19 protein-coding genes and 1 pseudogene are annotated in these 21,861 nt (G+C 62.1%); 7 read left to right on the top strand and 13 right to left on the bottom strand.

Translation table 11 applies throughout. The features are described from left to right. Nucleotides 1-211: 211 nt before the first annotated feature. Nucleotides 212-1,243: a Tad domain-containing protein gene (locus tag HB778_RS14420; protein ID WP_244661982.1), complete on the bottom strand. Its 1,032-nt coding sequence runs from the start codon at nucleotides 1,241-1,243 to the stop codon at nucleotides 212-214. Nucleotides 1,244-1,452: 209 nt separating this feature from the next. Here HB778_RS14420 and lepA point away from each other — a divergent pair, with 209 nt between their 5' ends. Next, entirely contained in the window at nucleotides 1,453-3,258 is a 1,806-nt protein-coding gene (gene lepA, locus HB778_RS14415; RefSeq protein ID WP_095202822.1) for a translation elongation factor 4, read from the top strand. A gap of 33 nt (nucleotides 3,259-3,291) precedes the next feature. Here the strand turns inward: lepA and HB778_RS14410 are convergent, their stop codons facing one another. Beyond that, the gene (locus tag HB778_RS14410; RefSeq protein ID WP_183464470.1) at nucleotides 3,292-5,016 is read right to left on the bottom strand and encodes an NACHT domain-containing protein; all 1,725 of its coding nucleotides are present in this window, start codon (nucleotides 5,014-5,016) and stop codon (nucleotides 3,292-3,294) included. A 912-nt stretch (nucleotides 5,017-5,928) separates the two neighbouring features. Beyond that, the gene (locus HB778_RS14405) at nucleotides 5,929-6,996 is read right to left on the bottom strand and encodes a cyclic nucleotide-gated potassium channel (protein ID WP_183464469.1); all 1,068 of its coding nucleotides are present in this window, start codon (nucleotides 6,994-6,996) and stop codon (nucleotides 5,929-5,931) included. Between the two features lie 296 nt (nucleotides 6,997-7,292). Between HB778_RS14405 and HB778_RS14400 the strand changes: the two genes are divergently transcribed. Continuing rightward, nucleotides 7,293-7,805: a hypothetical protein gene (locus HB778_RS14400; RefSeq protein WP_183464468.1), complete on the top strand. Its 513-nt coding sequence runs from the start codon at nucleotides 7,293-7,295 to the stop codon at nucleotides 7,803-7,805. 307 nt (nucleotides 7,806-8,112) lie between these two features. Here the strand turns inward: HB778_RS14400 and HB778_RS14395 are convergent, their stop codons facing one another. From HB778_RS14395 to HB778_RS14385, 3 genes are all read right to left on the bottom strand, one after another. Further along, the gene (locus HB778_RS14395; RefSeq protein ID WP_183464467.1) at nucleotides 8,113-9,753 is read right to left on the bottom strand and encodes an ABC transporter substrate-binding protein; all 1,641 of its coding nucleotides are present in this window, start codon (nucleotides 9,751-9,753) and stop codon (nucleotides 8,113-8,115) included. Nucleotides 9,754-10,343: 590 nt separating this feature from the next. Further along, nucleotides 10,344-10,847, bottom strand: a complete 504-nt coding sequence (secB, locus tag HB778_RS14390; RefSeq protein ID WP_183464466.1) for a protein-export chaperone SecB — start codon at nucleotides 10,845-10,847, stop codon at nucleotides 10,344-10,346. Nucleotides 10,848-11,294: 447 nt separating this feature from the next. Further along, nucleotides 11,295-11,792 carry an FxsA family protein gene (locus HB778_RS14385; RefSeq protein ID WP_183464465.1) on the bottom strand — a complete coding sequence of 166 codons (498 nt, stop codon included), beginning with the start codon at nucleotides 11,790-11,792 and terminating at the stop codon, nucleotides 11,295-11,297. Nucleotides 11,793-12,008: 216 nt separating this feature from the next. On the opposite strand from HB778_RS14385, the gene HB778_RS14380 reads away from it, so the two are divergent. The 4 genes from HB778_RS14380 (at nucleotide 12,009) to HB778_RS14365 (ending at nucleotide 14,852) form a co-directional block, all read left to right on the top strand. Beyond that, nucleotides 12,009-12,716, top strand: coding sequence for a Tim44/TimA family putative adaptor protein (locus tag HB778_RS14380; protein WP_183464464.1), 708 nt, complete (start codon nucleotides 12,009-12,011; stop codon nucleotides 12,714-12,716). A 126-nt stretch (nucleotides 12,717-12,842) separates the two neighbouring features. Then, on the top strand, nucleotides 12,843-13,943 hold the full coding sequence (gene mltA, locus HB778_RS14375) for a murein transglycosylase A (protein WP_183464463.1): 1,101 nt from the start codon (nucleotides 12,843-12,845) through the stop codon (nucleotides 13,941-13,943). Continuing rightward, nucleotides 13,940-14,470, top strand: a complete 531-nt coding sequence (locus HB778_RS14370; RefSeq protein ID WP_183464462.1) for a Smr/MutS family protein — start codon at nucleotides 13,940-13,942, stop codon at nucleotides 14,468-14,470. The genes mltA and HB778_RS14370 overlap by 4 nt, the downstream gene beginning before the upstream one ends. Nucleotides 14,471-14,483: 13 nt before the next feature. Continuing rightward, the gene (locus tag HB778_RS14365) at nucleotides 14,484-14,852 is read left to right on the top strand and encodes a helix-turn-helix domain-containing protein (protein ID WP_183464461.1); all 369 of its coding nucleotides are present in this window, start codon (nucleotides 14,484-14,486) and stop codon (nucleotides 14,850-14,852) included. Between the two features lie 91 nt (nucleotides 14,853-14,943). On the opposite strand, the gene HB778_RS14360 is transcribed toward HB778_RS14365, so the two are convergent. From HB778_RS14360 to HB778_RS14345, 4 genes are all read right to left on the bottom strand, one after another. Beyond that, on the bottom strand, nucleotides 14,944-15,195 hold the full coding sequence (locus tag HB778_RS14360; RefSeq protein ID WP_183464460.1) for a hypothetical protein: 252 nt from the start codon (nucleotides 15,193-15,195) through the stop codon (nucleotides 14,944-14,946). 461 nt (nucleotides 15,196-15,656) lie between these two features. Beyond that, complete coding sequence (locus HB778_RS14355) at nucleotides 15,657-16,271, bottom strand: transglutaminase-like cysteine peptidase (protein ID WP_183464459.1); 615 nt, start codon at nucleotides 16,269-16,271, stop codon at nucleotides 15,657-15,659. A gap of 157 nt (nucleotides 16,272-16,428) precedes the next feature. Beyond that, on the bottom strand, nucleotides 16,429-17,706 hold the full coding sequence (locus HB778_RS14350; RefSeq protein WP_183464458.1) for a polyhydroxyalkanoate depolymerase: 1,278 nt from the start codon (nucleotides 17,704-17,706) through the stop codon (nucleotides 16,429-16,431). 233 nt (nucleotides 17,707-17,939) lie between these two features. After that, a complete protein-coding gene (locus tag HB778_RS14345) occupies nucleotides 17,940-18,308 on the bottom strand; it encodes a septal ring lytic transglycosylase RlpA family protein (RefSeq protein WP_095205058.1) in 369 nt (122 codons plus the stop codon). A gap of 309 nt (nucleotides 18,309-18,617) precedes the next feature. Here HB778_RS14345 and HB778_RS14340 point away from each other — a divergent pair, with 309 nt between their 5' ends. Beyond that, a complete protein-coding gene (locus HB778_RS14340; RefSeq protein ID WP_172221835.1) occupies nucleotides 18,618-18,794 on the top strand; it encodes a hypothetical protein in 177 nt (58 codons plus the stop codon). Between the two features lie 294 nt (nucleotides 18,795-19,088). Here HB778_RS14340 and HB778_RS14335 read toward each other — a convergent pair whose 3' ends face one another. The 3 genes and pseudogenes from HB778_RS14335 to ssuD form a co-directional block, all read right to left on the bottom strand. Further along, nucleotides 19,089-19,886 carry an ATP-binding cassette domain-containing protein gene (locus HB778_RS14335; protein WP_183464457.1) on the bottom strand — a complete coding sequence of 266 codons (798 nt, stop codon included), beginning with the start codon at nucleotides 19,884-19,886 and terminating at the stop codon, nucleotides 19,089-19,091. Nucleotides 19,887-19,893: 7 nt separating this feature from the next. Next, a pseudogene (locus HB778_RS14330) lies at nucleotides 19,894-20,669 on the bottom strand (ABC transporter permease subunit). Further along, nucleotides 20,666-21,823 (bottom strand): FMNH2-dependent alkanesulfonate monooxygenase, encoded by a 1,158-nt coding sequence (ssuD, locus tag HB778_RS14325; RefSeq protein WP_183464456.1) that lies wholly within the window; start codon nucleotides 21,821-21,823, stop codon nucleotides 20,666-20,668. Before ssuD ends, HB778_RS14330 begins: the two are co-directional and overlap by 4 nt. Nucleotides 21,824-21,861 lie beyond the last annotated feature (38 nt).

The following is a 21,861-nucleotide window of genomic DNA, read 5'->3' as shown; positions in this document are numbered from 1 at the left end:
CATTGGCGGGCGTGCGGATATCACGCAGCCGGCAAATCAAGGTCTAAAGGGATCGATCAAAGTTTAAGCATCTGTGGCTGCCGGGCTGGTGTTCACCGCTTTGTGACCGCCGGGGCAGACCTTGCGCGGCAAGCGGGCGCTCGACCGAGCGACGCAAAATCGCCATGGGCGATTGCCCTGCGACGAGGGGGGGCGATCGGCAGTTCCAGCCTTACTGCGTCAGCGCTGTGTCCGAGGGCCGCTTGTTGAAGTCGCACTTGCCGGTGACGTTGTAGAAAAAGTCGGCATTTGAGGACGGAGTCGGCACCGTTGTGCCACCATCTTCCCAGGCTTGATAGCTGGTGACGCCACAAGGCACGATGGCGAAGATGTCGACCTTCGTCCCGGTCGCGGTCTCGACCAGGGAGTTCGCGTCCACCCCGCTATAGAGTCGGTTGGAGGTGCTCGCATCGTCCGATGTGAGGTATTGCGGGTTGCCCGATGGCACGTACATCTGCAGAGAGAGGCCACCCATCTGGCTGACATCGATCGCCGCGCCGGAGCCGTTGGCCGGATACATGGTGTCGACGCAGGTTGTCAGATATTTGGTGCTGCCGCTGGTCTGCGTGATCGCACCGGCGGGGAGATTGTTGAAATTGTTCACCCTGGCGGTGGTGCAAACCTGCGACTGGACGAGCGTCTTGATGTCTGCGCCACCATTGTTGGTGATCGTATACACGTTCGTGGTGCCGTAGCCCTTCGGATCCCCGAAGCCGTTATAGGTATACTCGATGGACATCAGCGGCTTGGCCGCCGTCGCTCCAAATTGGGTGCCGTAGAGCGTCATCGTCTTGTTCCACCAGCCCGACACCTTGGAGATCTTGAAGGTCGCATTGACCAGCGCCGGCGGCTTGCTGACCGCCGCCACGACGGCAACCGGGACGGAGTCGATCCTGGCGATCTTCATGAAGATGGTCGGCATGGAGAAAGTTGCCGTGGCCTGGCCGGTGGCGGCGGCGGTGGTGGTACCAGCCACAAAATTGTTCAGCGTCGCAGTGCCCTGGCCACCATTGGCGATGAAGGAATCCTGCAGCGCCGTCTGGCGCTGCGCCAGCGTCGAGGTGGTGTCCATGGTGGTGATCGACAGCAGCGCGGCATCCAGCGCCTGCTGCTGGTTGGACCGGGTTTGGATCGCGCTGGTATAGTCGACCGAAAAGCCGACCGCGGATATAATCGGCAGCAGGGTGAGAAAGAACAATGGCATCATCGAGCGCGGCGCGACCCCAGGAACCTGACTACAACCCCCCGCATTTCCTGCCCTTTCAATAGAATATCCTGCAGGGCTAACATACAGGTTGCAAATTATGCTCTAACGCGTTTGGTTAAAATTTATCGATATTCCCGCGATCCGACCGAAACGGTCGGCAAAGGCCGCCGCTTGCCGCAGCTTTCCGCCCCTGCTAAAGCGCGCGGATGAGCACGCCCCTCGACCACATCCGCAATTTCTCCATCGTCGCCCATATCGACCATGGCAAATCCACGCTTGCCGACCGGCTGATCCAGTCCACCGGCGGGCTGGAACTGCGCGACATGAAGGAGCAGGTGCTGGACTCGATGGATATCGAGCGCGAGCGCGGCATCACCATCAAGGCGCAGACGGTGCGGCTGAAATACCGCGCCAACAATGGCGAGGACTATATCCTCAACCTCATCGACACGCCCGGCCACGTCGACTTCGCCTATGAAGTGTCGCGTTCGCTGGCCGCCTGCGAGGGTTCGCTGCTGGTCGTCGACGCCAGCCAGGGCGTCGAGGCGCAGACGCTGGCCAATGTCTACCAGGCGATCGACAACAACCACGAGATCGTCGTGGTGCTGAACAAGGTCGACCTGCCGGCCGCCGAGCCGGAGCGCATCCGCGAGCAGGTCGAGGAGGTGATCGGCATCGACGCTTCCAACGCCGTGCTGATCTCGGCCAAGACCGGGCTCGGCATTCCCGATGTGCTGGAAGCCATCGTTCACCAATTGCCGCCGCCGCGCGAGGGCGATGCGACAGCCCCCCTGAAGGCGATGCTGGTCGACAGCTGGTACGACGCCTATCTCGGCGTCATCGTGCTGGTGCGCATCATCGACGGCGTCTTAAAGAAGGGCCAGACCATCCGCATGATGGGCACCGGCGCCAAATATCTGGTCGAGCGCACCGGCGTGTTCACGCCGGCCCGCATCAATGTCGACGAGCTTGGCCCCGGCGAATTCGGCTTCTTCACCGGCTCGATCAAGGAAGTGGCCGACACGCGCGTCGGCGACACCATCACCGAGGACAAGCGCGCCACCGCGCATGCCCTGCCCGGCTTCAAGCCGGCGCAGCCGGTGGTGTTCTGCGGCCTGTTCCCGGTCGACGCCGCCGATTTCGAGGATCTGCGCGCCGCCGTCGGCAAATTGCGCCTCAACGACGCTTCTTTCTCTTATGAGATGGAAACCAGTGCCGCGCTCGGCTTCGGCTATCGCTGCGGCTTCCTCGGCTTGCTGCATCTGGAAATCATCCAGGAGCGGCTGGAGCGCGAGTTCAACCTCGACCTGATCGCCACCGCACCGAGCGTCGTCTACCGGCTGTTGCTCAATGACGGCTCGGTGAAGGAGTTGCACAATCCGGCCGACATGCCCGACGTGGTGAAGATTTCGGCGATCGAGGAGCCGTGGATCCGCGCCACCATATTGACGCCCGACGACTATCTCGGCGGCATTCTAAAGCTCTGCCAGGACCGGCGCGGCATCCAGGCCGACCTGTCCTATGTCGGCAAACGCGCCATGCTGACCTACGATCTGCCGCTCAACGAAGTGGTGTTCGACTTCTATGATCGCCTGAAGTCGATCTCCAAGGGCTATGCCTCGTTCGACTATCACCTGACCGACTATCGCGAGGGCGATCTGGTGAAGATGTCGATCCTGGTCAATGAGGAGCCGGTCGACGCGCTGTCCATGCTGGTGCACCGCACGGCGGCGGAAAAGCGCGGAAGGCAGATGTGCGAGAAGCTGAAGGAGCTGATCCCGCACCATTTGTTCAAGATCCCGATCCAGGCCGCGATCGGCGGCAAGGTCATTGCCCGCGAAACCATCTCGGCGCTGCGCAAGGATGTGACCGCCAAATGCTACGGCGGCGACGTCTCGCGCAAACGCAAGCTGCTGGACAAGCAGAAAGAAGGCAAGAAGCGGATGCGGCAGTTCGGCAAGGTCGATATTCCGCAGGAGGCGTTTATCCAGGCCTTGAAGATGGGGGATTGAGAAGCGGCTACAGAGTTGACTGATTGGGCCCCCTCAATCAATTCCCAATATCTCGTTCAGCGAGCGTCCCCCTTTTTCCGCCTTAGCAATCTCACTTCGACACCACGTCTCCATTGCTTTCATTTCCGTTCGGATACGAGCTTCCACCTTCGAAAAACACTCACTGGATTTGTCGACCTCAACGGCTATCTGATCCTCTATCTGTGCCGCGTTGTCAGGTCGTGTATTTTCAAAATCAACCGCCGACTCTATCTTATCAGGGGTAAATGTAACTCGCACAGAGACGTCAACCGGTGACGTAATCCCCTGTACCGGTTCAAAGATCCTGAACATATCTCGCTCAAAAAGCAGCTCTCGACTGAAATTTCTGATAAACGACGACGTTCTTTTTCCCATAATTCGACCGACATTTTCAATAAAATACGAAAACTCCTCAGACATCTCCATCGACATGCCTTCGGTAACCGATTTTACGCGCCGGCGTGTATTTCGCGGCACGTAAGAAACCATATATGTGTAAATTGACTTGGTTCGGTTGAGAAAATAGAACGGCTCCGATCTCTTTATAGAAAATAACTTCTTATCATCAAAACGTTTGATCTCAGGAACGATATACTCCTTAACCACCAGACGCGGGTTCATCTCAAAACACATAGCAATTATATTGTCACTTGTTCTTTTCTTTATCTCTGTGAGAAATTCGCCGAATTTGTCGGGAACAATTCTAACTAGTGCGTAGGCTGCGAAATATTCCTGAAATGATCTGTGAATGAACGTGTACTTCAGTCCATCCTGCTTGATAAGGTTTACCGATTCTTCGTAGTCTTCCAATATATCTTCTGGAGAGTGCGCAAACGCACAAAACTTACTGCTGAGTGATATATAATTTATTATCTCCGACTTAGTGAATTCAAATGACTGTTTATAGTAAGAAAGTAAACAAAACATTCCGAATGATTTCTGAAAGTCCTCGATATCGAGCGCTTTAGACCGGCTATACGCCTTAGTCGCGTCATGCCACTGATATAGAGTATTGAATGCCTGATCGTAAAATATATTCATTCTTCGAGGAATGTCCATGTTCTCTCGAAACGTCATCATCATCATTATGGCGAGAAGCGGATTAGACAAGAAGCTTTTGTTCTGGCTAAAAAACTCAGGAGTGAGCTTCTTGAGAAAAGTTTTCTTAGACTCTTGGTCAAATGGAACCTTCTCGACCAGCGATTTAACTTGATCTAGCTCAAATGGCGCTGACTCAAATATCTCAAAATTCTGCCATCCAGCAAACCTTTTCTCAAAACGGCTTGATACGGCAAACGAACACTTATTATATATAGAGGAAAGCAAAAGTATTTGCTTTTGCAGCTCTTCCCTATGCTCTTGAGCTATCTCGTCAAACCCGTCAAGCAAGAAGCAAAATCTACCTTGCTGACAGAAGTGCTCGAATAGATCCTCACTTAATTCTCGATGATTAGAGATGGTCCGCCTGATGAAGGTCTTTAAATCAATTTTGGTAAGATCGCTCAGTTGCCGCAGTTCTAAGAATATAGGTGTCAACGCACCTGGATTCGAAAATATCGTTAACCAAAGGTGGCGCATAAAAAATGTCTTTCCTGCACCGCCATTGCCATTTATAACTATATTTTTCCCCTCTATAAACTTTTCGATCAATTTTCTATCTGAAATCAAATTGTCCGCAGACTTAAATTTTGAGTGAACAAAAACGTCGTACAAGTCTACGTCACTATCTTTTTGCATAGAATTCGAATGTTCCTATTTCTTTTATACGTCTCCTCCATGTATGGCGCGAAGTCTTCGAATACCTTATTCCAGGCATGGCGAATTGTCGAAGAGGCGCCTCTGACGGTGGCATTGAAGGAAGCTTTGACCAGGTCGGCGACTACTGTAGTCGTTACGGTACTCGGATCGACGAATGATGTCATGAATATTTCTTTGCCCTGATGAGGTGTCTGGCTTTTCATAGGTTGTTTTAGCAATAGGTAAAGAACCAAATAATTGCCAGCTAAATTTCTACGGGATTGGCCGGCGCTGTAGCGTTCTGACGCACTTCAATCTAGAATCATTATCTAACCCGCCCGTGTTTGGTCGAGAGTTTAGAACGATCGGTAGTCTGGCTTCGTGCACGCGATCAGTGTGGCCGACGCTGGCGGCCGGGAATCGTCCGACATTGCGGGAGATTGTGCTCGCCTGGGTTTCTTTGGCAGCTTAATACCTTCACTGGCAGACTTCGAGCCAACTGGAATTGCCTGACTGCCATCGCCTCATATTGTTCAATAGACCTCCCATGGGCCATGTATCTCTCATTGAGACTGGCTCGCCTTGGCGTACCCTCTCCTTGTAAGACATCCCATGCGCTCCACCTCAGGCACCTTCGTCGCCAGCGCTCCGCTGCGCGAAACGCCCCTGGACGATCGACGGCATGTCGCCCCGTGGCGGCGAACGCTCTGATCACCATGAAATGCCAGCGGCTCGGCAATGACCGCGTCGCCGCGGGCTTCCTTCCTTGGCCGGCGAGAGCCTGCTGCTGCAGGCAATGCGGTGGGGCTGGAGGCCAGCGTGCCCTCATATGTCGGCGGCATCCGCTCAGCGCGGACCTGCCGCCGGCGCCCAAGCCCCCGCCGCCGCGACACCGAAGCTGCACGATTGGCATCAAGCCGTCGGTGCCGCGCCGCGGCGCTCAAGCGCGGTCTTGCGGATGATTTCCGCGATCTCCGGGCTGCTGCTGCACAACATCTGAAAATCGGCCGCGTGCAGCGACAGGAGTGAGACCTCTGTTGCGGCGCTGACGGTCGCTGAACGCCGTTCCCCGGTGATCAGCGCCATCTCGCCGAAGAAGGCGCCGGGACCGAGCTCCACCGGGCTCGGCGTCGCGACGCTGACGCGCCCCTCGACGACGAAGAACATCCGATCACCGACCTCACCATTGCGGAAGATCACAGCGCCCGCCGGCAGCGTGCGCGGTCTCAACGCGCGCACGATCTCGACCAGCACGGCCGGGCCGAGCTTCTGAAACAACGGCACGGTGGCGACCAATTGCCAATTGCGGACGAAATCCTCGCGACGGATCTCCTGATAGAAGCCCGTGGCAAGAATGCCGGCCCAGAGCCCGAAGATGCCGATGCCACTCATCATGACCGCCCCGGCAAGGACGCGGCCGGCGAAGCTTTGCGGAATGGTGTCGCCATAGCCGGTGGTGGAAAGCGTGACCACCGCCCACCACATGGCCTGGGGGATGCTGCCGAACTTTTCCGGTTGGATGTCGCGCTCGACGACATAGGCCGCGAGCGCGACAGCGAACAGAACGACGCCGAAAAGCGTGGTGACGCCGATCAGGTTGCGCGCTTCGTTGGCCAGGACCCTGCCCAGCACCGGGAAGAAGGTCGAGTCGCGCAGCGGTTTCAGCAGCCAGACAGCACAGTAGAGGCTCCGGTCGGGCGTGCCGACGAGCAGAAATGCGGCGAGCGGAACCAAGACCGCGAGCACATCGATGGCGATTTTGGGCGTCCTGTCCCGAAGGTCTCCCGCCCGGCGCTTGAGCAGCGTCGCGGCCAGTTGCAGGAGATAGGCGCCCCAGATGACGGCAAGCAGGGCAGCCAGAGCCAGTGTGCTTCGTCCGGACAGGCCTGGTATCGTGAGCGCAGCCACCGCCAGCAACCCAGGCGCAGCCAGCACCGCGTTGAGCGGTGTGTAAATTCTCAGGAAAGGCAGTACCGACATTCCATGCCCACCGCGGCTGCGACCGTCCAAAATAGGATGGCTTCAAGGCAAGCGTAAAGGGGCCTGCTGCGATGCACCAATATCGGTTCTCGGGCAAGGCCAACCTTGTCGGCGCGCGGGCGCCGCGGACCGTTCTTTCCCAGTCTGCGCCTTTTTCTCCTTCACTGCCTTGGCAATTTCCAGCTGACAGCGGCACCGCGCGGGGACTTCAAACCGGCAACAGCGCCTCGCCATCGGCGGGCATTGGATCAGACCCCGCCCTGCGGTATCCTCAGGCAGCTTGGGGGAAACATCACATGCGCACCACGTCGGACACCGCCGCCGCAATCGGCCTCGCCATCGGCGGCGCCTTCGGCCTCGTCGGCACCTTCGTCGCCAGCGCACCGCTGCGCGAAACGCTGTGGACGATCGACGGCGTGGCACTCGTGGTGGCCACCGCGCTGCTCACCATGAAATACCAGCGGGTCGGCAATGACTGCGTCGCCGCGGGCTTCCTCACCTTCCTGGCCGGCGAGAGCCTGCTGCTATCAGGCAATGCGGCGGGGCTGGAGGCCAGCGTGCCCTCCTATGTCGGCGGCATCTCGCTGTGGGCGGCGGGGCTGGTCCTAGTCAGCGCGCCGAGCACGTTTGCGCTGTGGATGCGGCTTACCGCGCTCGTGGCCGCCCTGCTATTTGTCGTCTCGGCTGGCATGATCCTGTGGGGCACGCCCCTGCTGCCGACCTCGGCGCCACTGCCGGCGGCAGGCTATCCGTTCCTGGTGCTGACTTTTGTCGGGTGGATCTGGACGTTGGTGAGGGGTGGGCGGTGAGGGGGGATGCGGAACCCGCAACAGCGCCTCCAGCAACATTTTCAGAGGTGCGTGTGGGGTGGACGGTAGAGCGCTGGTTCCTCGCCCCACGAAGTGGGGAGAGGTGGCCCGGCGAAGCCGGGACGGAGAGGGGCCAGCGCGGCGTTGGGAGGTTAGTTTCGAATCTTCCGACAGGGCTTCCTTTCATCCAGCCCAATGCCGGATAAGGTTTTGGCTTCGCGGAGGGCGTCCCCCGCTCCGTCCCGGCTTCGCCGGGCCACCTCTCCCCACTTCCGTGGGGGGCGAGGAACCCAGGAATGGAAAGGGCTCACCCCTCAATCCAAACCTTCTCAAAGTGCTGCTCCAGCGCCTGGTGCTGCTCGCAGCCCTCCACCCCCTTGCGATAGGTCCGGTACACCGAGCGCCAGTAAGGCTGGATGATGATGCCTGAGTCGCGCAAATTCTGCTCGATCTCAGCCATGATCTCCTTGCGGGCCTTGGCGTCGGGGGTGGCGAGCGCCTTGTCGAGGAGGCCGTCGAATTCCTTGTTGGCGTAGGCGCTTTCGTTCCAGGCCGCACCCGATTTGTACGCCAGCGCCAGCACCTGGACGCCGAGCGGGCGGCCCAGCCATTCGGTGCAGGAGAAGGGGTATTTGCTCCAGTCGTTCCAGAAGGTGGCAGCGGGGAGCACGGTGCGCTTGATCTTGAGGCCGGCCTCGCGCATCTGCGCGGCAATCGCGTCGCCGGTGCTCTTCTGCCATTCGACGTCGACCGAGATCAGCTCATATTCATGGTCGGCCTTGCCGGAGGCGGCGAGCAGTTTTTTGGCCGCCTCCACATCGCGCTTGGCCGGGCCGATATCGGCATATTCGGGATGCATGGGGCCGACATGGTGGTTGTCGGCGGGTTTGCCGCGGCCGCCGAGGCCGAGCGCCAGCACGGCGGCATTGTCGACGGCGAGTTGCGCGGCGCGGCGCAGCTTGACATCGTCATAGGGCGCATTGCCGACATTGAAGCGGGCGACGATGGTCGAGCCGGTGGCGATCTCGGAATTTTTGAGCCCCATCTTGTCGGTCTGCGAGACGGCGTCGGAGGCGGTTTCGTGGTCGGTGTCGATCTCGCCGGATTCGAAGGCCGACAGCATGGCGTTGGGGTCGGAGCCGTAGTCGATCCACTGGATGCCATCCAGATAGAATTCACCTTTCCACCAGGGCTTGTCCTTGCGCTTCACCTCGGCGCCGGTCTCGGCGTCCCATTTCACCAACTGGCAGGGCCCGGTGGTGATGGCGAGCGCCTTCAGGGGGTCGCCGTCGCCCGCATAGGAGCGGTGCATGATCAAAGCGGGATAGTCGGCCATGCCGGCGATCAGCGAAATGTCGGGCTTCGGCAGATTGAGTTTTATGGTGAAGTCGTCGAGCTTCTCGATGCCGCCATCGACGACCTTCTTGGTGTCGGCATTGACCAGCGCGCCCATGCGCGCGGCGACCGAATTGCCGGCGACACCGGCCTCGCACCAGCGGGTGAGGTTGTGGACGACATCGTCGGCGTTGAACGTGTCGCCGTTCGACCAGGTGACGCCCTTGCGCATATGCAGCGTCAGCGTTTTGGCGTCGTCGCTCATCTCCCATTTTTCCAAGAGCCAGGGCTCGAAGGAGAAATCGGTGTTCCAGCGCACCAGATATTCGTTGCAGTGGCGGGCGACGTTGGACATTTCGACGCCGTCGAAGGTGCGCGGATCCTTGAAACCCTTGACGTTCATGGCGACGCGCAAGGTGCCGCCCTTCTTCGGCTCGGCGGCACGGGCAGGCGTCGCGGCCAGGCCGCCCAAGGCGAGGGCGCCGGCGGCGCTGACACCAAGGCCGGCCATGAGGGCCAGATATTCGCGGCGGTTGATGGCGCCGGCTTTGAAATCGTCGGCGACGGGCTTGGCCTGGGGATGCAATTTGCGGTCGGTCAGCATGAATTTCATCGTCGTTCCCTCTTTTGTTGGTGCATGCCGCCCAAAAGTGGGCAGCGGTTTTGGGATAACGGCATGCACGGAAGCAGGGTCGTCCCGACGAATCGCCAACGCGGGGGCGGCTGCGACCGCCGGGTGCCTGAGGCGGCGATGATAGGGCTGGGTGACGAGAGGGAGTGTTCTGGAATCCGCAGGAGTTGTGCGGTGCTCCGCAGAGACGGCAGGCCGTAGGCCCTTGGCAACGCTGGTGGGACAGCACCCATAGGCGCCACCCGAACGGTTCTGGTCGATTGAAATACAACGATCGAGCCATGGGTCGACCCCCACTCCGTCGAGCTTAGCTCGACACCTCTCCCCGATCGACGGGGGAGAGGAAAAGCGCGAGTTCTCCGGCCTTGGCGCCCTTCCTCTCCCTCCGGAGGGGGAGAGGTGGCTCGGCGAAGCCGAGACGGAGTGGGGAAGCCGCTGGTGACGCCCGAAGCCCGGCCAGAGGGGGTGGCGGAATTCGGCAGCCACCAGGGCTGGATCGCCCCAAGGTCACCAAGGCAACAAAAAACCCGGCGCAAGGCCGGGTTTTTCAGAACGTCCGTTCCGGCCGAGCCTCAGCTCACCTTGACCTTCGACGCAGCCTGGTCTTCGGCGATCTTCTGCTGGAACATCTGCGCGAAGTCGATCGGGTCGAGCATCAGCGGCGGGAAGCCGCCATTGCGGGTCGCCTCGGCGATGATCTGGCGGGCGAAGGGGAACAGCAGGCGCGGGCATTCGATGAACAGGATCGGCAGCATGTGCTCCTGCGGGAACCCCGAAATAGCGAAGACGCCGCCATAGACCAGCTCGACGTTGAACAGCACTTCCTGGTCGAAGGAGGCCTTGGCGTTCAGCGTCAGATTGACGTCGAACTGCTTGTCGGAGAGCGGGTTGGCGTTGACATTGACGTTGATGGCGATGCCGGGCGCCTTGTCGCGGCCGCGCAGCGAGTTCGGCGCGCCGGGGCTTTCGAAGGACAGGTCCTTCACATACTGGGCGAGCACGTTGAGCGACGGCTGCGCCGCCGTGTTGCCGTTTCCGTTGGCAGCGCCGACCGGCGCGTCATCATTGCTGGCCATGAGCCTTATATCCTTTTCCCCTGGGCAGCGTTGCTGACCGAATTGAAATCGGGCGTTCGCTACCATGGCCGGCATGACAAGACAAGGTTTGCCGCCTTCGGGCTCGTGTCGGCTGCGGTTGGGTGTGGAGAGATCATCGTCGAGGTCAGCGCTGCCCCTCACCTGGCTGCCCGTCCTCCGCAGCCGTTGCGGAAGGGCGCCCTTCCTCTCCCCCGTCGATCGGGGGAGAGGTGTCGAGCGAAGCTCGACGGAGTGGGGGTCGACCCTTGGGCGCAAGGCGAGGCGAGGCTTGCGCCTTCAATATCCGTTCGCGGCGCTTGCCAGGTGGTTCCCCCACTCCGTCTCGGCTTCGCCGAGCCACCTCTCCCCCTCCGGAGGGAGAGGAAAGGAGCCCGGCTGGGGCAGCGCTGGGCTCTCAGAACCGATCAAAACAGGCAGAGCCGCGACCTAATCATCCTTCAGACGCCGCCAGGGCGAATTGTGATCCGGGCCGCGCTTGAAATCGTCCTCGCGCGAATAGTCGCCGTCGTCGAGGTCGATGACCTTGTCGCGCGACCGGCGAAAGCCGCCGGCCGAGAAATCGGTGGCCACCACGATGCGGCCCTTGAACCGGCGCCAGGCAAGGTCGCGCACCGGCGGCAGAAACAGCAGCAGGCCGATAATGTCGGTGATGAAGCCGGGGATGATCAGAAGGATCGCGGCGACCACAATCATGGCGCCATGGGCAAGATGGCGGCTGGGGTCATGGCCGGCGTCCATCTCGGCGCGCACCCGCGCCATGACGCCAAAACCCTGGTGCCGGAGCAACAGCACGCCGGCAATGCTCGAGGCCAGCACCAGGCCGACCGTCGCCAGCGCGCCGACCTCGCGGCCGACGATGACGAAACCGGCGATTTCCAGCAGCGGCAGGGCGAGGAGGAAGAAGGGAAGCAGCGAAATGCGCAAGTCTTGCCAACCTTTTCGATCGTTATTGGTCGTTTCGATTGTTTTGGCCCTTGGCGGGCAATCGCCGCTGGCACTGAGGCTGTTAGATAGGTATGCCTGCCTTTAATTTGAATGATTGCACCTTGCGTTCTATATGCTTTGAATGTTGAACGCTATGCGACCGCGGCCATTGGCCGGATGGTCCGGCCTCGAGGCAGGGATTGATTGGCGGAAGATATGGGCTTCTTCGACTTCGGCACGATTTTCTTCCTGATCGCGGCGGTGGTGATCTTCTTCCAGCTGCGCAACGTGCTGGGCCGTCGGACCGGTAGCGAGCGGCCGCCCTTCGATCCCTACACGGCGGCGCGCACCGACAAGGACGCCACGCAGAAGCCGGAAAATGTCGTTTCGCTGCCGCGCAAGCGGCTGCCGGGCGAGCCGGCGCCGGCCGACGCCTATACGGCGATCGACGCTTTCGCCAAGCCCGACACCGATCTCAACAAGGGCCTGCGCGCGATCAAGGACAATGACCCGTCCTTCGATCCCAAGGGTTTCGTCGACGGCGCCAAGATGGCCTATGAGATGATCGTCATGGCCTATGCCGATGGCGACCGCAAAACGCTGAAGAACCTGCTGTCGCGCGAGGTGTTCGATGGTTTCGTCGCCGCCATCGGCGAACGCGAGGCCAAGGCCGAAAAGATCCAGTCCTCCTTCGTCGGCATCGACAAGGCCGACATCGTGTCGGCCGAGATGAAGGGCGGCGAGGCGCATGTGACGCTGCGCATCATCAGCGAGCTGATTTCGGCGACGCGCGACAAGGCCGGCGCGGTAATCGACGGCGATCCGGAGACCGTGGCCGAGGTCAAGGATGTCTGGACCTTCGCCCGCGACACGCGCTCGCGCGATCCGAACTGGAAGCTCGTCGCCACCGAAGAAGAAGACTGAGCCCCGATGCATGTCGCCCAAAAGTGCGAAGCGGTTTTGGGACAACGACTTGCATCAAAACCAAGGCTCGAAGCGCGTCGCATGACTCTCTTCAAACACGACGCGCTTTAAAGCGACGGGGCTCCGGTGTCGCTATCGCCTCTCTTCATCGAAAAATCCTTTGACGACCTGCCCGGCTGGGGCGAAGACGACCCTCTGCCGGCCTTCGAGGCTTTTCGCCGCTCCGCCTTCCATGTTCTGACAAAACCCTATCGCAGCGGCGCGCTCGGCGTCGATTTCGGTACTTTCGGCGAGGCTTATGCGGAGGCGCGGGGCGCCTCTTCTGTCAGCCGCTCGGAGGCGCGAACCTTCTTCGAGCGCCATTTTGTGCCGATGCTGGTCCGGCCCGAGACCGGCGCCGGCCTCGTCACCGGCTTCTACGAGCCGCAGGTCGAGGCGTCGCCGGTGCGGACGGAGCGTTTTGTCGTGCCGCTTTTGTCACGGCCCGCCGATCTCGCCGATGTCGACGACGCCAACCGGCCGCAAGGGATGGATCCCTATCTTGCCTTCGCGCGCCGGACCGACAACGGGCTGGCCGAGTATTTCGACCGTGGGACGATCGAGCGTGGCGCGCTGGCGGACCGAGGGCTCGAGATCGCCTGGCTGGCCGACAAGGTCGATGCCTTCTTCATCCATGTGCAAGGGGCGGCACGGCTCGCCATGACCGACGGCCGGCTTTGCCGCGTCACCTACGCCGCCAAGTCGGGCCAGCGTTTCACCGGTCCGGGCAAGATCTTGAGCGAACTGGGCGAAATCCCGCTGGCCGAGGTGACGATGCAGTCGATCCGCGCCTGGTTCAAGGCGCATCCCCAGCGCATCGACGAGATCCTGTGGCAGAACCGCTCCTACATCTTCTTCCGCGAGGCTGAAGTCGAGGACGCCGCCCTCGGTCCGATCGCCGCCGCCAAGGTGCCGCTGACGCCGGGCCGTTCGGTCGCCGTTGACCGCCTGCTGCACACATTCGGCACGCCGTTCTACATCGACGCGCCGACGCTGACCGCTTTCGACGCAAAACCGTTCCGGCGGCTGATGATCGCGCAGGACACCGGCTCGGCCATTACCGGGCCGGCGCGCGGCGATCTGTTCGCCGGCTCGGGCGACGCGGCCGGCGAGATCGCCGGCGTGGTGCGCAACGCCGCGGATTTTTACGCGCTGGTGCCGCGTGCGCTGGTCGGGGGCGCAAAATGAGCAAGCGTCCGGACAGGCTGAGCGAGGACGACCGGGTGTTGTGGAACCTGGTGGCGCGCACGGCCAAGCCGCTCAAGGGCAAAACCTCCGTCGACATCCCCGACATGGCCATCGAGGCCAAGCCGACGGCGCCGCAGACGGCCCAGCCCGCGGCCAATGCGGCAGGTGCGGCAAAGCCGAAGGTGCAGCATGTCACGCACCGGCTCGACGAGCCGACACTGGACAAATTGTCGAAAGGCCGGCTGCCGATCGAGGGCCGCGTCGACCTGCATGGGATGACGCAGGACGAGGCCTATTCGCTGCTGTTTTCGTTCCTGCACCGGGCGCATGCCGGCGGCATCCGCTATGTCCTGGTCATCACCGGCAAGGGGTCTTCCTCGGGCGGCGATGGCGTGCTGCGGCGCGCGGTGCCGGCCTGGCTGTCGACGCCGGCGTTCCGGCCGCTGGTTTCCAGCCACGACCATGCCGCCCGCAACCATGGCGGTTCGGGCGCGCTCTACATCAGGCTGCGGCGGGCGCGCTCATGAGGAGGCCGGGCACATGACGCCGTTCGGCGAGAAGCTGCGGGCGCTGCGCGCCGAGCGCGGCGTCAGCCAGAAGGACATGGCGGCGGCGATCGGCGTCAGTGCCGCCTATCTCTCGGCGCTCGAACATGGCCGGCGCGGTGCGCCGACCTGGACGCTGATCCAGAAGATCATCGGCTATTTCAACATTATCTGGGACGATGCCGAGGAACTGGCCCGCTTGGCCGAAGCCTCGCATCCGCGTGTCAGGCTCGACACGTCGGGTCTCAATCCCGCCGCCACCGAGCTGGCCAACCTTCTGGCCGAGAACATCGAGAAGCTCGACGAAGCGGAACTGCGTCGCATCACGGCATCGATCCGCGCCGCACTTGGCCGGCTGAAGTAACGGGTTTGCCCGGATTTTGCGACGGCCGGATGTCTGCCTGATCGCAAAACAGTGCCCGCCGGCGAAGCGCCGGCGGGCAACTGTGGCGAGATCAATACTTGCCGGCCGTGCTGCCGTTGGGGTTGCCGCCTTTGGTGCCCGGGCGGCCATTGTCATTATGGTCGCGGTCGTGGCCGCCGCCCAGGCAGTCCGACGCACCGGCAGTGCCGCAACAACGGCCGGCCCAAAGGTCATTGAGCGTGGTCTTGACGCAGCTCGTGTCGGTCTGACCAGCCAGAGCGGATCCGCTCAAGGCCGATACGGCAGCGACGGCGAGGAAGGTGTTACGCAGGAAAGCAGTCATTTGAAGTCTCCATGGTTGGGTTTCGTCATTCACGGCTGTGTGTCGCCGGGTGGACGGAAATGGTTCATGGAGAGATCGAAGATTTTTCGGAGGGAGGCGCGCGGTGCGCGGCTTGCCATGTCGGCGCCGCCCCTCATCCGCCCTTCGGGTACCCCGGCCCTTCGCTGTCGCTTCGGGCGTTCGTTGTTCGAAAAGCCAAGCAATTGGCTTTTCGCCCGCTGCGCGGACCACGCCTCACCCCCGTAAGCGGGGAGAAGGCAACAGCCGCGCCGCTGGCGCTCGATTTGCGGTGGTGGTGATCGGCGAAACCATAAACGGCGGCGTCTTTCTCCCCGTCACTATACGGGGAGAAATGCCTGGCAGGGCAATGAGGGGCGGCGCTAACCTCTGCCAGATTGGTCGACAGAGCCCACGGAAACTCGCAAGAACGGCCGCGCCTCTAAAACCGCAGCCCCAAGCCCCTACTCCACCGAACCGACCAGAACCTGCTGGCCGCCGCGGATGGAGACCCAGCGGCCGGTGTTGTCGATCGCCTGCCGCTTGAGGAAGCGGTAGCCGGTCTGGTCCCAGGCCTTGACCTTGTCGGTCAGATTGTCGAGCACATAGTCGCCCTTGTCGGTGCGCACGGTCAGCACGGAATGGCCTTCGCCGTCGGGCTTGCGCACCACCGTGATCAGCAGATCGGACAGCGAGATGCCCATGTGGGACAGCCGGCGGCGCTTTTCCAGCACGTAGTCCTCGCAATCGCCGACGCCCTTGTCGGGATAGGCCCAGACCTCGTCCTTGCCGTAAATGTCCATGTCGCTCATCGGCTTGACGGCGGCGTTGACCCTGGCGGTAACGCCGGCGAGCTTGCGCATCAGCCCATTGGTCATCCTGGCCGGTGCCAGGTTGCTCGGACGGATCGAGCATTCGCCGGGGTGCAGCTTGCAGAAATCATAGTGGCCGATCGGCTGCGAGGTGATGCCCCCGGTCGCCATCGCTCCGGCCGCCATTGCCGGCCAGCTTGCCGTGGCGGCCAGACCGGCCGCAGCCACGCACAAGCGCAGCCTTCTCGCCATTGTTGAGGAATTCATTGTCCCCGCTCACCCTGTTGTTAACGAAACGTTAAGGGCGATTGACAGTCCGTGTCAATTACGGCGACGGGCTGATTGCCAGCATGGTTACCCGCGGGGAGGGACAGCGTCTATTGTGCAACAGAATCGGGCCGACGGCCGATTTTGTCTGGAATTCCTATCGCCTGGCGGTGCGGACCAGCCTCGGCTTCACCGCTACGCGGTTCTGGCGGCCATAGCTGGTGATGAAGTCGACGATGCGCGGCACGATCTCGGAGCGGAAGCGCGAGCCGTTGAAGACGCCGTAATGGCCGACCGCCGGCTGCACGTAATGCGCCTTCTTGTCGGCCGGGATGTTGACGCACAGATCCTGCGCCGCCCTGGTCTGGCCAAGGCCCGATATGTCGTCGTTCTCGCCCTCGACCGTGAACAGAGCGACGTTGCGGATGGCTGATGTATCGATGCGGGTGCCGCGATGCGTCATCTCGCCCTTGGGCAGGGCATGACGTACGAACACGGTGTCGACGGTCTGCAGATAGAATTCCGCCGTCAGGTCCATGACAGCCAGATATTCGTCATAGAAGTCGCGGTGTTTTTCGGCATTGTCGCCGTCATGCTTCACAAGGTGCATGAAGAAGTCCTTGTGGGCGATGATGTGGCGGTCGAGGTTCATGCTCATGAAGCCGGACAGCTGCAGGAAGCCGGGATAGACCTCGCGACCGAAGCCCGGCACCGGCCAGGGCGCGCGCATGATGACATTGTCGCGGAACCAGTCTATGCCCTTCTCCTCGGCCAGCAGATTGACCGCGGTCGGGTTGCAGCGGGTGTCGATCGGCCCGCCCATCAGGGTCATGGTCGACGGCACGAAGGGGTCGCCCTTGGTCTCCATCAGCGCCACCGCCGCCAGAACCGGCACGGAAGGCTGGCACACCGCCATCACATGGGTGTCGGGGCCGAGCGCATGGAACATGTCGATGATGTAGTCGATATAGTCGTCGAGATCGAAGCTGCCGTCGGCCAGCGGCACCATGCGGGCATCGACCCAGTCGGTGATGTGGACATCGGCATAGGGCAGCATCGCTTCCACCGTGCCGCGCAGCAGCGTGGCATAATGGCCCGACATCGGCGCCACGATCAGGAGCTTCGGATCCGGCTTGCGGCCGGCGGGCACCGCGCGCTCGAAGCGCACGAGATTGCAGAACGGCTTCGACCACACGGTCTTTTCGGTGACCGCGACACTCTTCCAGTCGACGACGGTCTTGTCGAGGCCGAAGACGGGCTTGCCGTAGCGGCGCGTGGTGCGCTCGAACAGTTCGGCGCCCGCCGCGATCGAACGGCCCCAAGACGTGTGCGAAACCGGATTGAGCGGGTTGGCGTAGAACATCCGCACCGCGTCGGCATAGAGCCGCGCCGGCTGCAGCGCCGCATGGTTCAATTCATAGAGCTGATAGAACATCGACTACCCCGCAGCTGCCTCGACCGAAGGGACGACGAGCAGCGCCGAGCCTCAAATGTCTCGCGGCGAGGTTAACAACTAATTGCTGCGATGCAATACGTCACGTGGCGTGATCAATCGTTCTTTCGTGCAAAGGCTTGCAAATCCGCCTGGAATGGCCGAGCCGGCTCAATGTGCAGCGCCGAAATGTGAACGATATGTGTCCGGCCCTGCTGCCGGACACAGGAGTAGGCTCAGACGCGCGCCACGCAGACAGCGGTCTGGCCGGAGCTGATGAAGCCAAGCTGGCCTGCGGCACCTTTGGACAGATCGAGCATGCGTCCCCTGATGAAAGGACCACGATCGTTGATGCGCACGATGACGCTGCGGCCGTTGTGTTGGTTGGTGACCCGCAATTTGGTGCCGAACGGCAGTGTGCGGTGGGCGGCGGTCATCGCCGAAGGGTTCATGCGCTCGCCCGATGCGGTCTTCGAGTGCAGCGCGTACCAGGAGGCGCGGCCGCACTGGCCGGCGGCGGCGGTTGCCGAAGTGGCGGAAGCGCCGACCATCAGGCCAGCAGCGATCGTTACCGCGACAAGCGCGGTCTGGTTTAGGTTCTTCATCTCTTGGGGATGGCTCCGTTTTTGACAGACCCCAGCCGTTAGGTGTCGAATAAGGCAGGAAATGCGGCAAGCATCTGTCCGTTCCGTGGCGAGATCACACGTTTGGAGTCAGCGGGTAACAGTCTGTCAGGGATTTCCCGCCGCGATGTGATCAATTCTCGATGATCTTCGGGCCGATATTGGAGATCGCTTTGACAAGATATCGGATTATTATCCAAGTAGAATCCGGCGTGATTGAGCTTCTTCCTTTGGCTCTTTCATCACGGTCACGACGCCGCGAACGATCGACTTGAAAAGCGAGATCCGACAATGAGACTGACCAAAAATCTGCTGGCCTTGATTGTGCTGGCCATCGGTGCGCTGTGGTCGCTGCAAGGTATCGGCGTCGTCGGCGGCAGCTTCATGACCGGCCAGTCGCAATGGCTCTATATTGGTCTGGTCGCGATGCTGGTTGGGCTGGCCGGGCTGGTGTGGGCGAACCGGTAGAGGTGAGTGGCGATAAAAGGTCGACCCCCACTCCGTCGAGCTTCGCTCGACACCTCTCCCCCGATCGACGGGGGAGAGGAAATGCGCGAGCTTATGCCGGCTGGCTCCCTTCCTCTCCCTCCGGAGGGGAGAGGTGGCGCTGCGAAGCAGCGACGGAGTGGGGGAAGCCGCTCGTCAATCGCGCTGTCGCAAGACAGCAACAACCCGGCGAGCAAGAAAACCATCACCCATGCTACCGGTCGATTCTGTTACCTATCTATCCGGTTCGGACAGGATGTCCTTGCCCCGACAGCCCTACCCGAACAGCCGGTCCAATATCGTGCCCTCAAGCCGGGCGAGTTCGGCTGAACCGCGCCGGCGCGGCCGGGCGACTGGCACCTCCAGGTCGAGCGCGATCCGGCCTTCGCTGATCACCACCACCCGGTCGGCGAGCGCGACCGCCTCGGCGACATCATGGGTGACCAGCACGGCGGTGAATTTCTGGGCGAGCCAGATGCGTTCCAGCAATTGCTGCATCTCGATGCGGGTCAGCGCGTCGAGCGCGCCGAGCGGCTCATCGAGCGCCAGGATCTGCGGGTGGCCGACCAAAGCGCGGGCGAGCGCGACGCGCTGCTTCTGGCCGCCGGACAGTACCGAGGGCCATTCATCGGCGCGATCGGCAAGGCCGACCTCGCCCAGAATGTCGAGCGCGCGTTGCCTTGCGTCCGCGCCGGCAGCGATGCCGGTCAGCCCGACCTCGACATTTTTCACCACGCTGGCCCAGGGCAGCAGGCGCGGCTCCTGGAACATGAAGCGGGTGCGGCTGTGGCCTTCTTCCTCGGCGCCCAGCGTCAGCGATCCCGATGTCGGCCGGTCGAGCCCGGCCAGCAGCCTGAGCAACGTGCTCTTGCCGCAGCCACTCTTGCCGATGACGGCGACGAACTGCCCGGCCGGCACGTCGAGGTCGATGCCGTCGAGCACGATCTTGTCGCCGAAGCGTTTTTCCACGCCCTTGAAGGCGAAGGCGCGGCGGCCTTCGACCGCGATCGCCGGGCGTGCCGGCACTGGCGCGGCGACGAAGGAACGGGCGGCGGTCAGGCTGGCGGCTGGCATCGGAACCTCATCCGTTCTGGAAGGCGGGATGCCAGCCGAGCGACAGCCGCTCGAGCAGGCGGGCAAGGCTGTCGGCGAGCTTGCCGAGCAGCGCGTAGATCAGGATCGACAGCACGACGACATCGATCAGCAGGAATTCGCGCGCCTGCATGGCCATGTAGCCGAGGCCCGAGCTGGCCGAGATGGTCTCGGCGACGATCAGCGTGAGCCACATGATGCCGAGCGCATAGCGCAGGCCGACGAAGATCGCCGGCAGCGCGCCGGGCAGGATGACGCGGAAGAACAGCGCGCGCCGGTCCATGCCGTAGACGCGGCCCATCTCGACCAGCTGCGGATCGACGCTCTGGATGCCGAGCAGCGTGTTGACGTAGATCGGGAAGAACACGCCGAGCGCCACCAGGAACAGCTTTGCCTCCTCGTCGATGCCGAACCACAGGATGACGAGCGGGATCAGCGCCAGATGCGGTATGTTGCGGATCATCTGCAGCGTGGTGTCGGTCAGGCGCGGCTGAGCCGCGACAGACCGTTGGCGAGGCCGAGCGCGAAGCCGATCGAGCCGCCGACGGCGAAGCCGGCAAGGGCGCGCGCCGTGGAAACACCGATGTTGCGGATCAGTTCACCCGACAGCGTCAGGCGCCAAAAGGCCTCGGCGACAGCGCTAGGCGCCGGCAGGACATTGGCCGGCATGACGCCGGCGCGGCTGGCAATCTCCCAGCCGGCGATGACCAGCACCGGCAGCACCCAGCCGATGGCGTTGGCGTGGAGGCGCGCGGAAAAGCTCATGACGAGGCCTGCAGGCGGGCGGCGCCATGGAAGCCGACCGAGAATTCATTGGCGATGTCGCGATGCGCCCGCTGCCGTCTGGTGCCGAGCCCGAGGCGCGGGAACAGAAGCTCGGCGACGCGGTAGGCTTCCTCGAGATGCGGATAGCCGGAGCCGATGATGGTATCGATGCCGATCGCCTGGTATTCGCGGATGCGTTCGACGATCTGCTCCGGTGTGCCGACCAGCGCGGTGCCGGCGCCGCCGCGCACCAGGCCGACGCCGGCCCACAGATTGGGCGCCACGACAAGCCTGTCGCGGCGGCCGCCATGCAGTTCGGCCATGCGGCGCTGGCCGACCGAGTCCATCTGGGTGAGGAAGCGCGCCTGCGCATTCTCGATCTGGGCGTCGGTGACATGGCTGATCAGCCGGTCGGCGGCGCGCCAGGCTTCCTCCTCGGTTTCGCGGACGATGAAATGCAGCCTGATGCCGAAACGCAGTTTCCTGCCACGCAGCGCTGCTTTCTTGCGCGCTGAAGCGAGCTTCTCGGCGACCTGGGCCGGCGGCTCGCCCCAGGTCAGGTACATGTCGACGAGGTCGGCGGCGAGATCCTGCCCGGCGTCGGACGAGCCGCCGAAATAGAGCGGCGGCCGCTCCTGGCTCGGCAAAAGATCGAGGCGGCCATTTTCGACGCGGTAGTACTTGCCATCGAAATTGACGCGCTCGCCCGATACGAGGCCGCGCCAGATGGTCAGGAATTCATGCGCCTGGGCGTAGCGTTCGTCATGCAGCAGGAAGACGCCATCGCCGGCAAGCTCGGTCGGATTGCCGCCGACCACGACATTGAGCAGCAGCCGGCCATTGCTCAACCGGTCGAGTGCGGCGGTCTGGCGCGCGGCGAAGGTCGGCAGCGTCACGCCGGGCCGCAGCGCCACCAGGAATTTGAGTTTCTCGGTGAGCGTCGCGAGGCCCGTCGCGGTGATCCAGGAATCCTCGCAATTCTGGCCGGTCGGCAACAGCACGCCGGGAAAGCCGAGCCGGTCGACCGCCTGGGCGATCTCCTTGAAGTAGCCGAATTCCGGCGGCCGCTGCTGCTCTTCGGAACCGAGGTAGGAGCCGTCGCCATGCGTCGGGATGAACCAGAAGAAATCAAGCGGGCTGGCTGGCTTTGTCATGGCGGACTTCCTGGAGATGTAGGCACAAACGGCAACGG

It is taken from the genome of Mesorhizobium huakuii, assembly GCF_014189455.1.
In the GTDB taxonomy this organism is placed as follows: domain Bacteria; phylum Pseudomonadota; class Alphaproteobacteria; order Rhizobiales; family Rhizobiaceae; genus Mesorhizobium; species Mesorhizobium huakuii_A.
The sequence above is the reverse complement of the archived record's forward strand: the minus strand, read 5'-3'. Positions and strand labels throughout refer to the sequence as shown.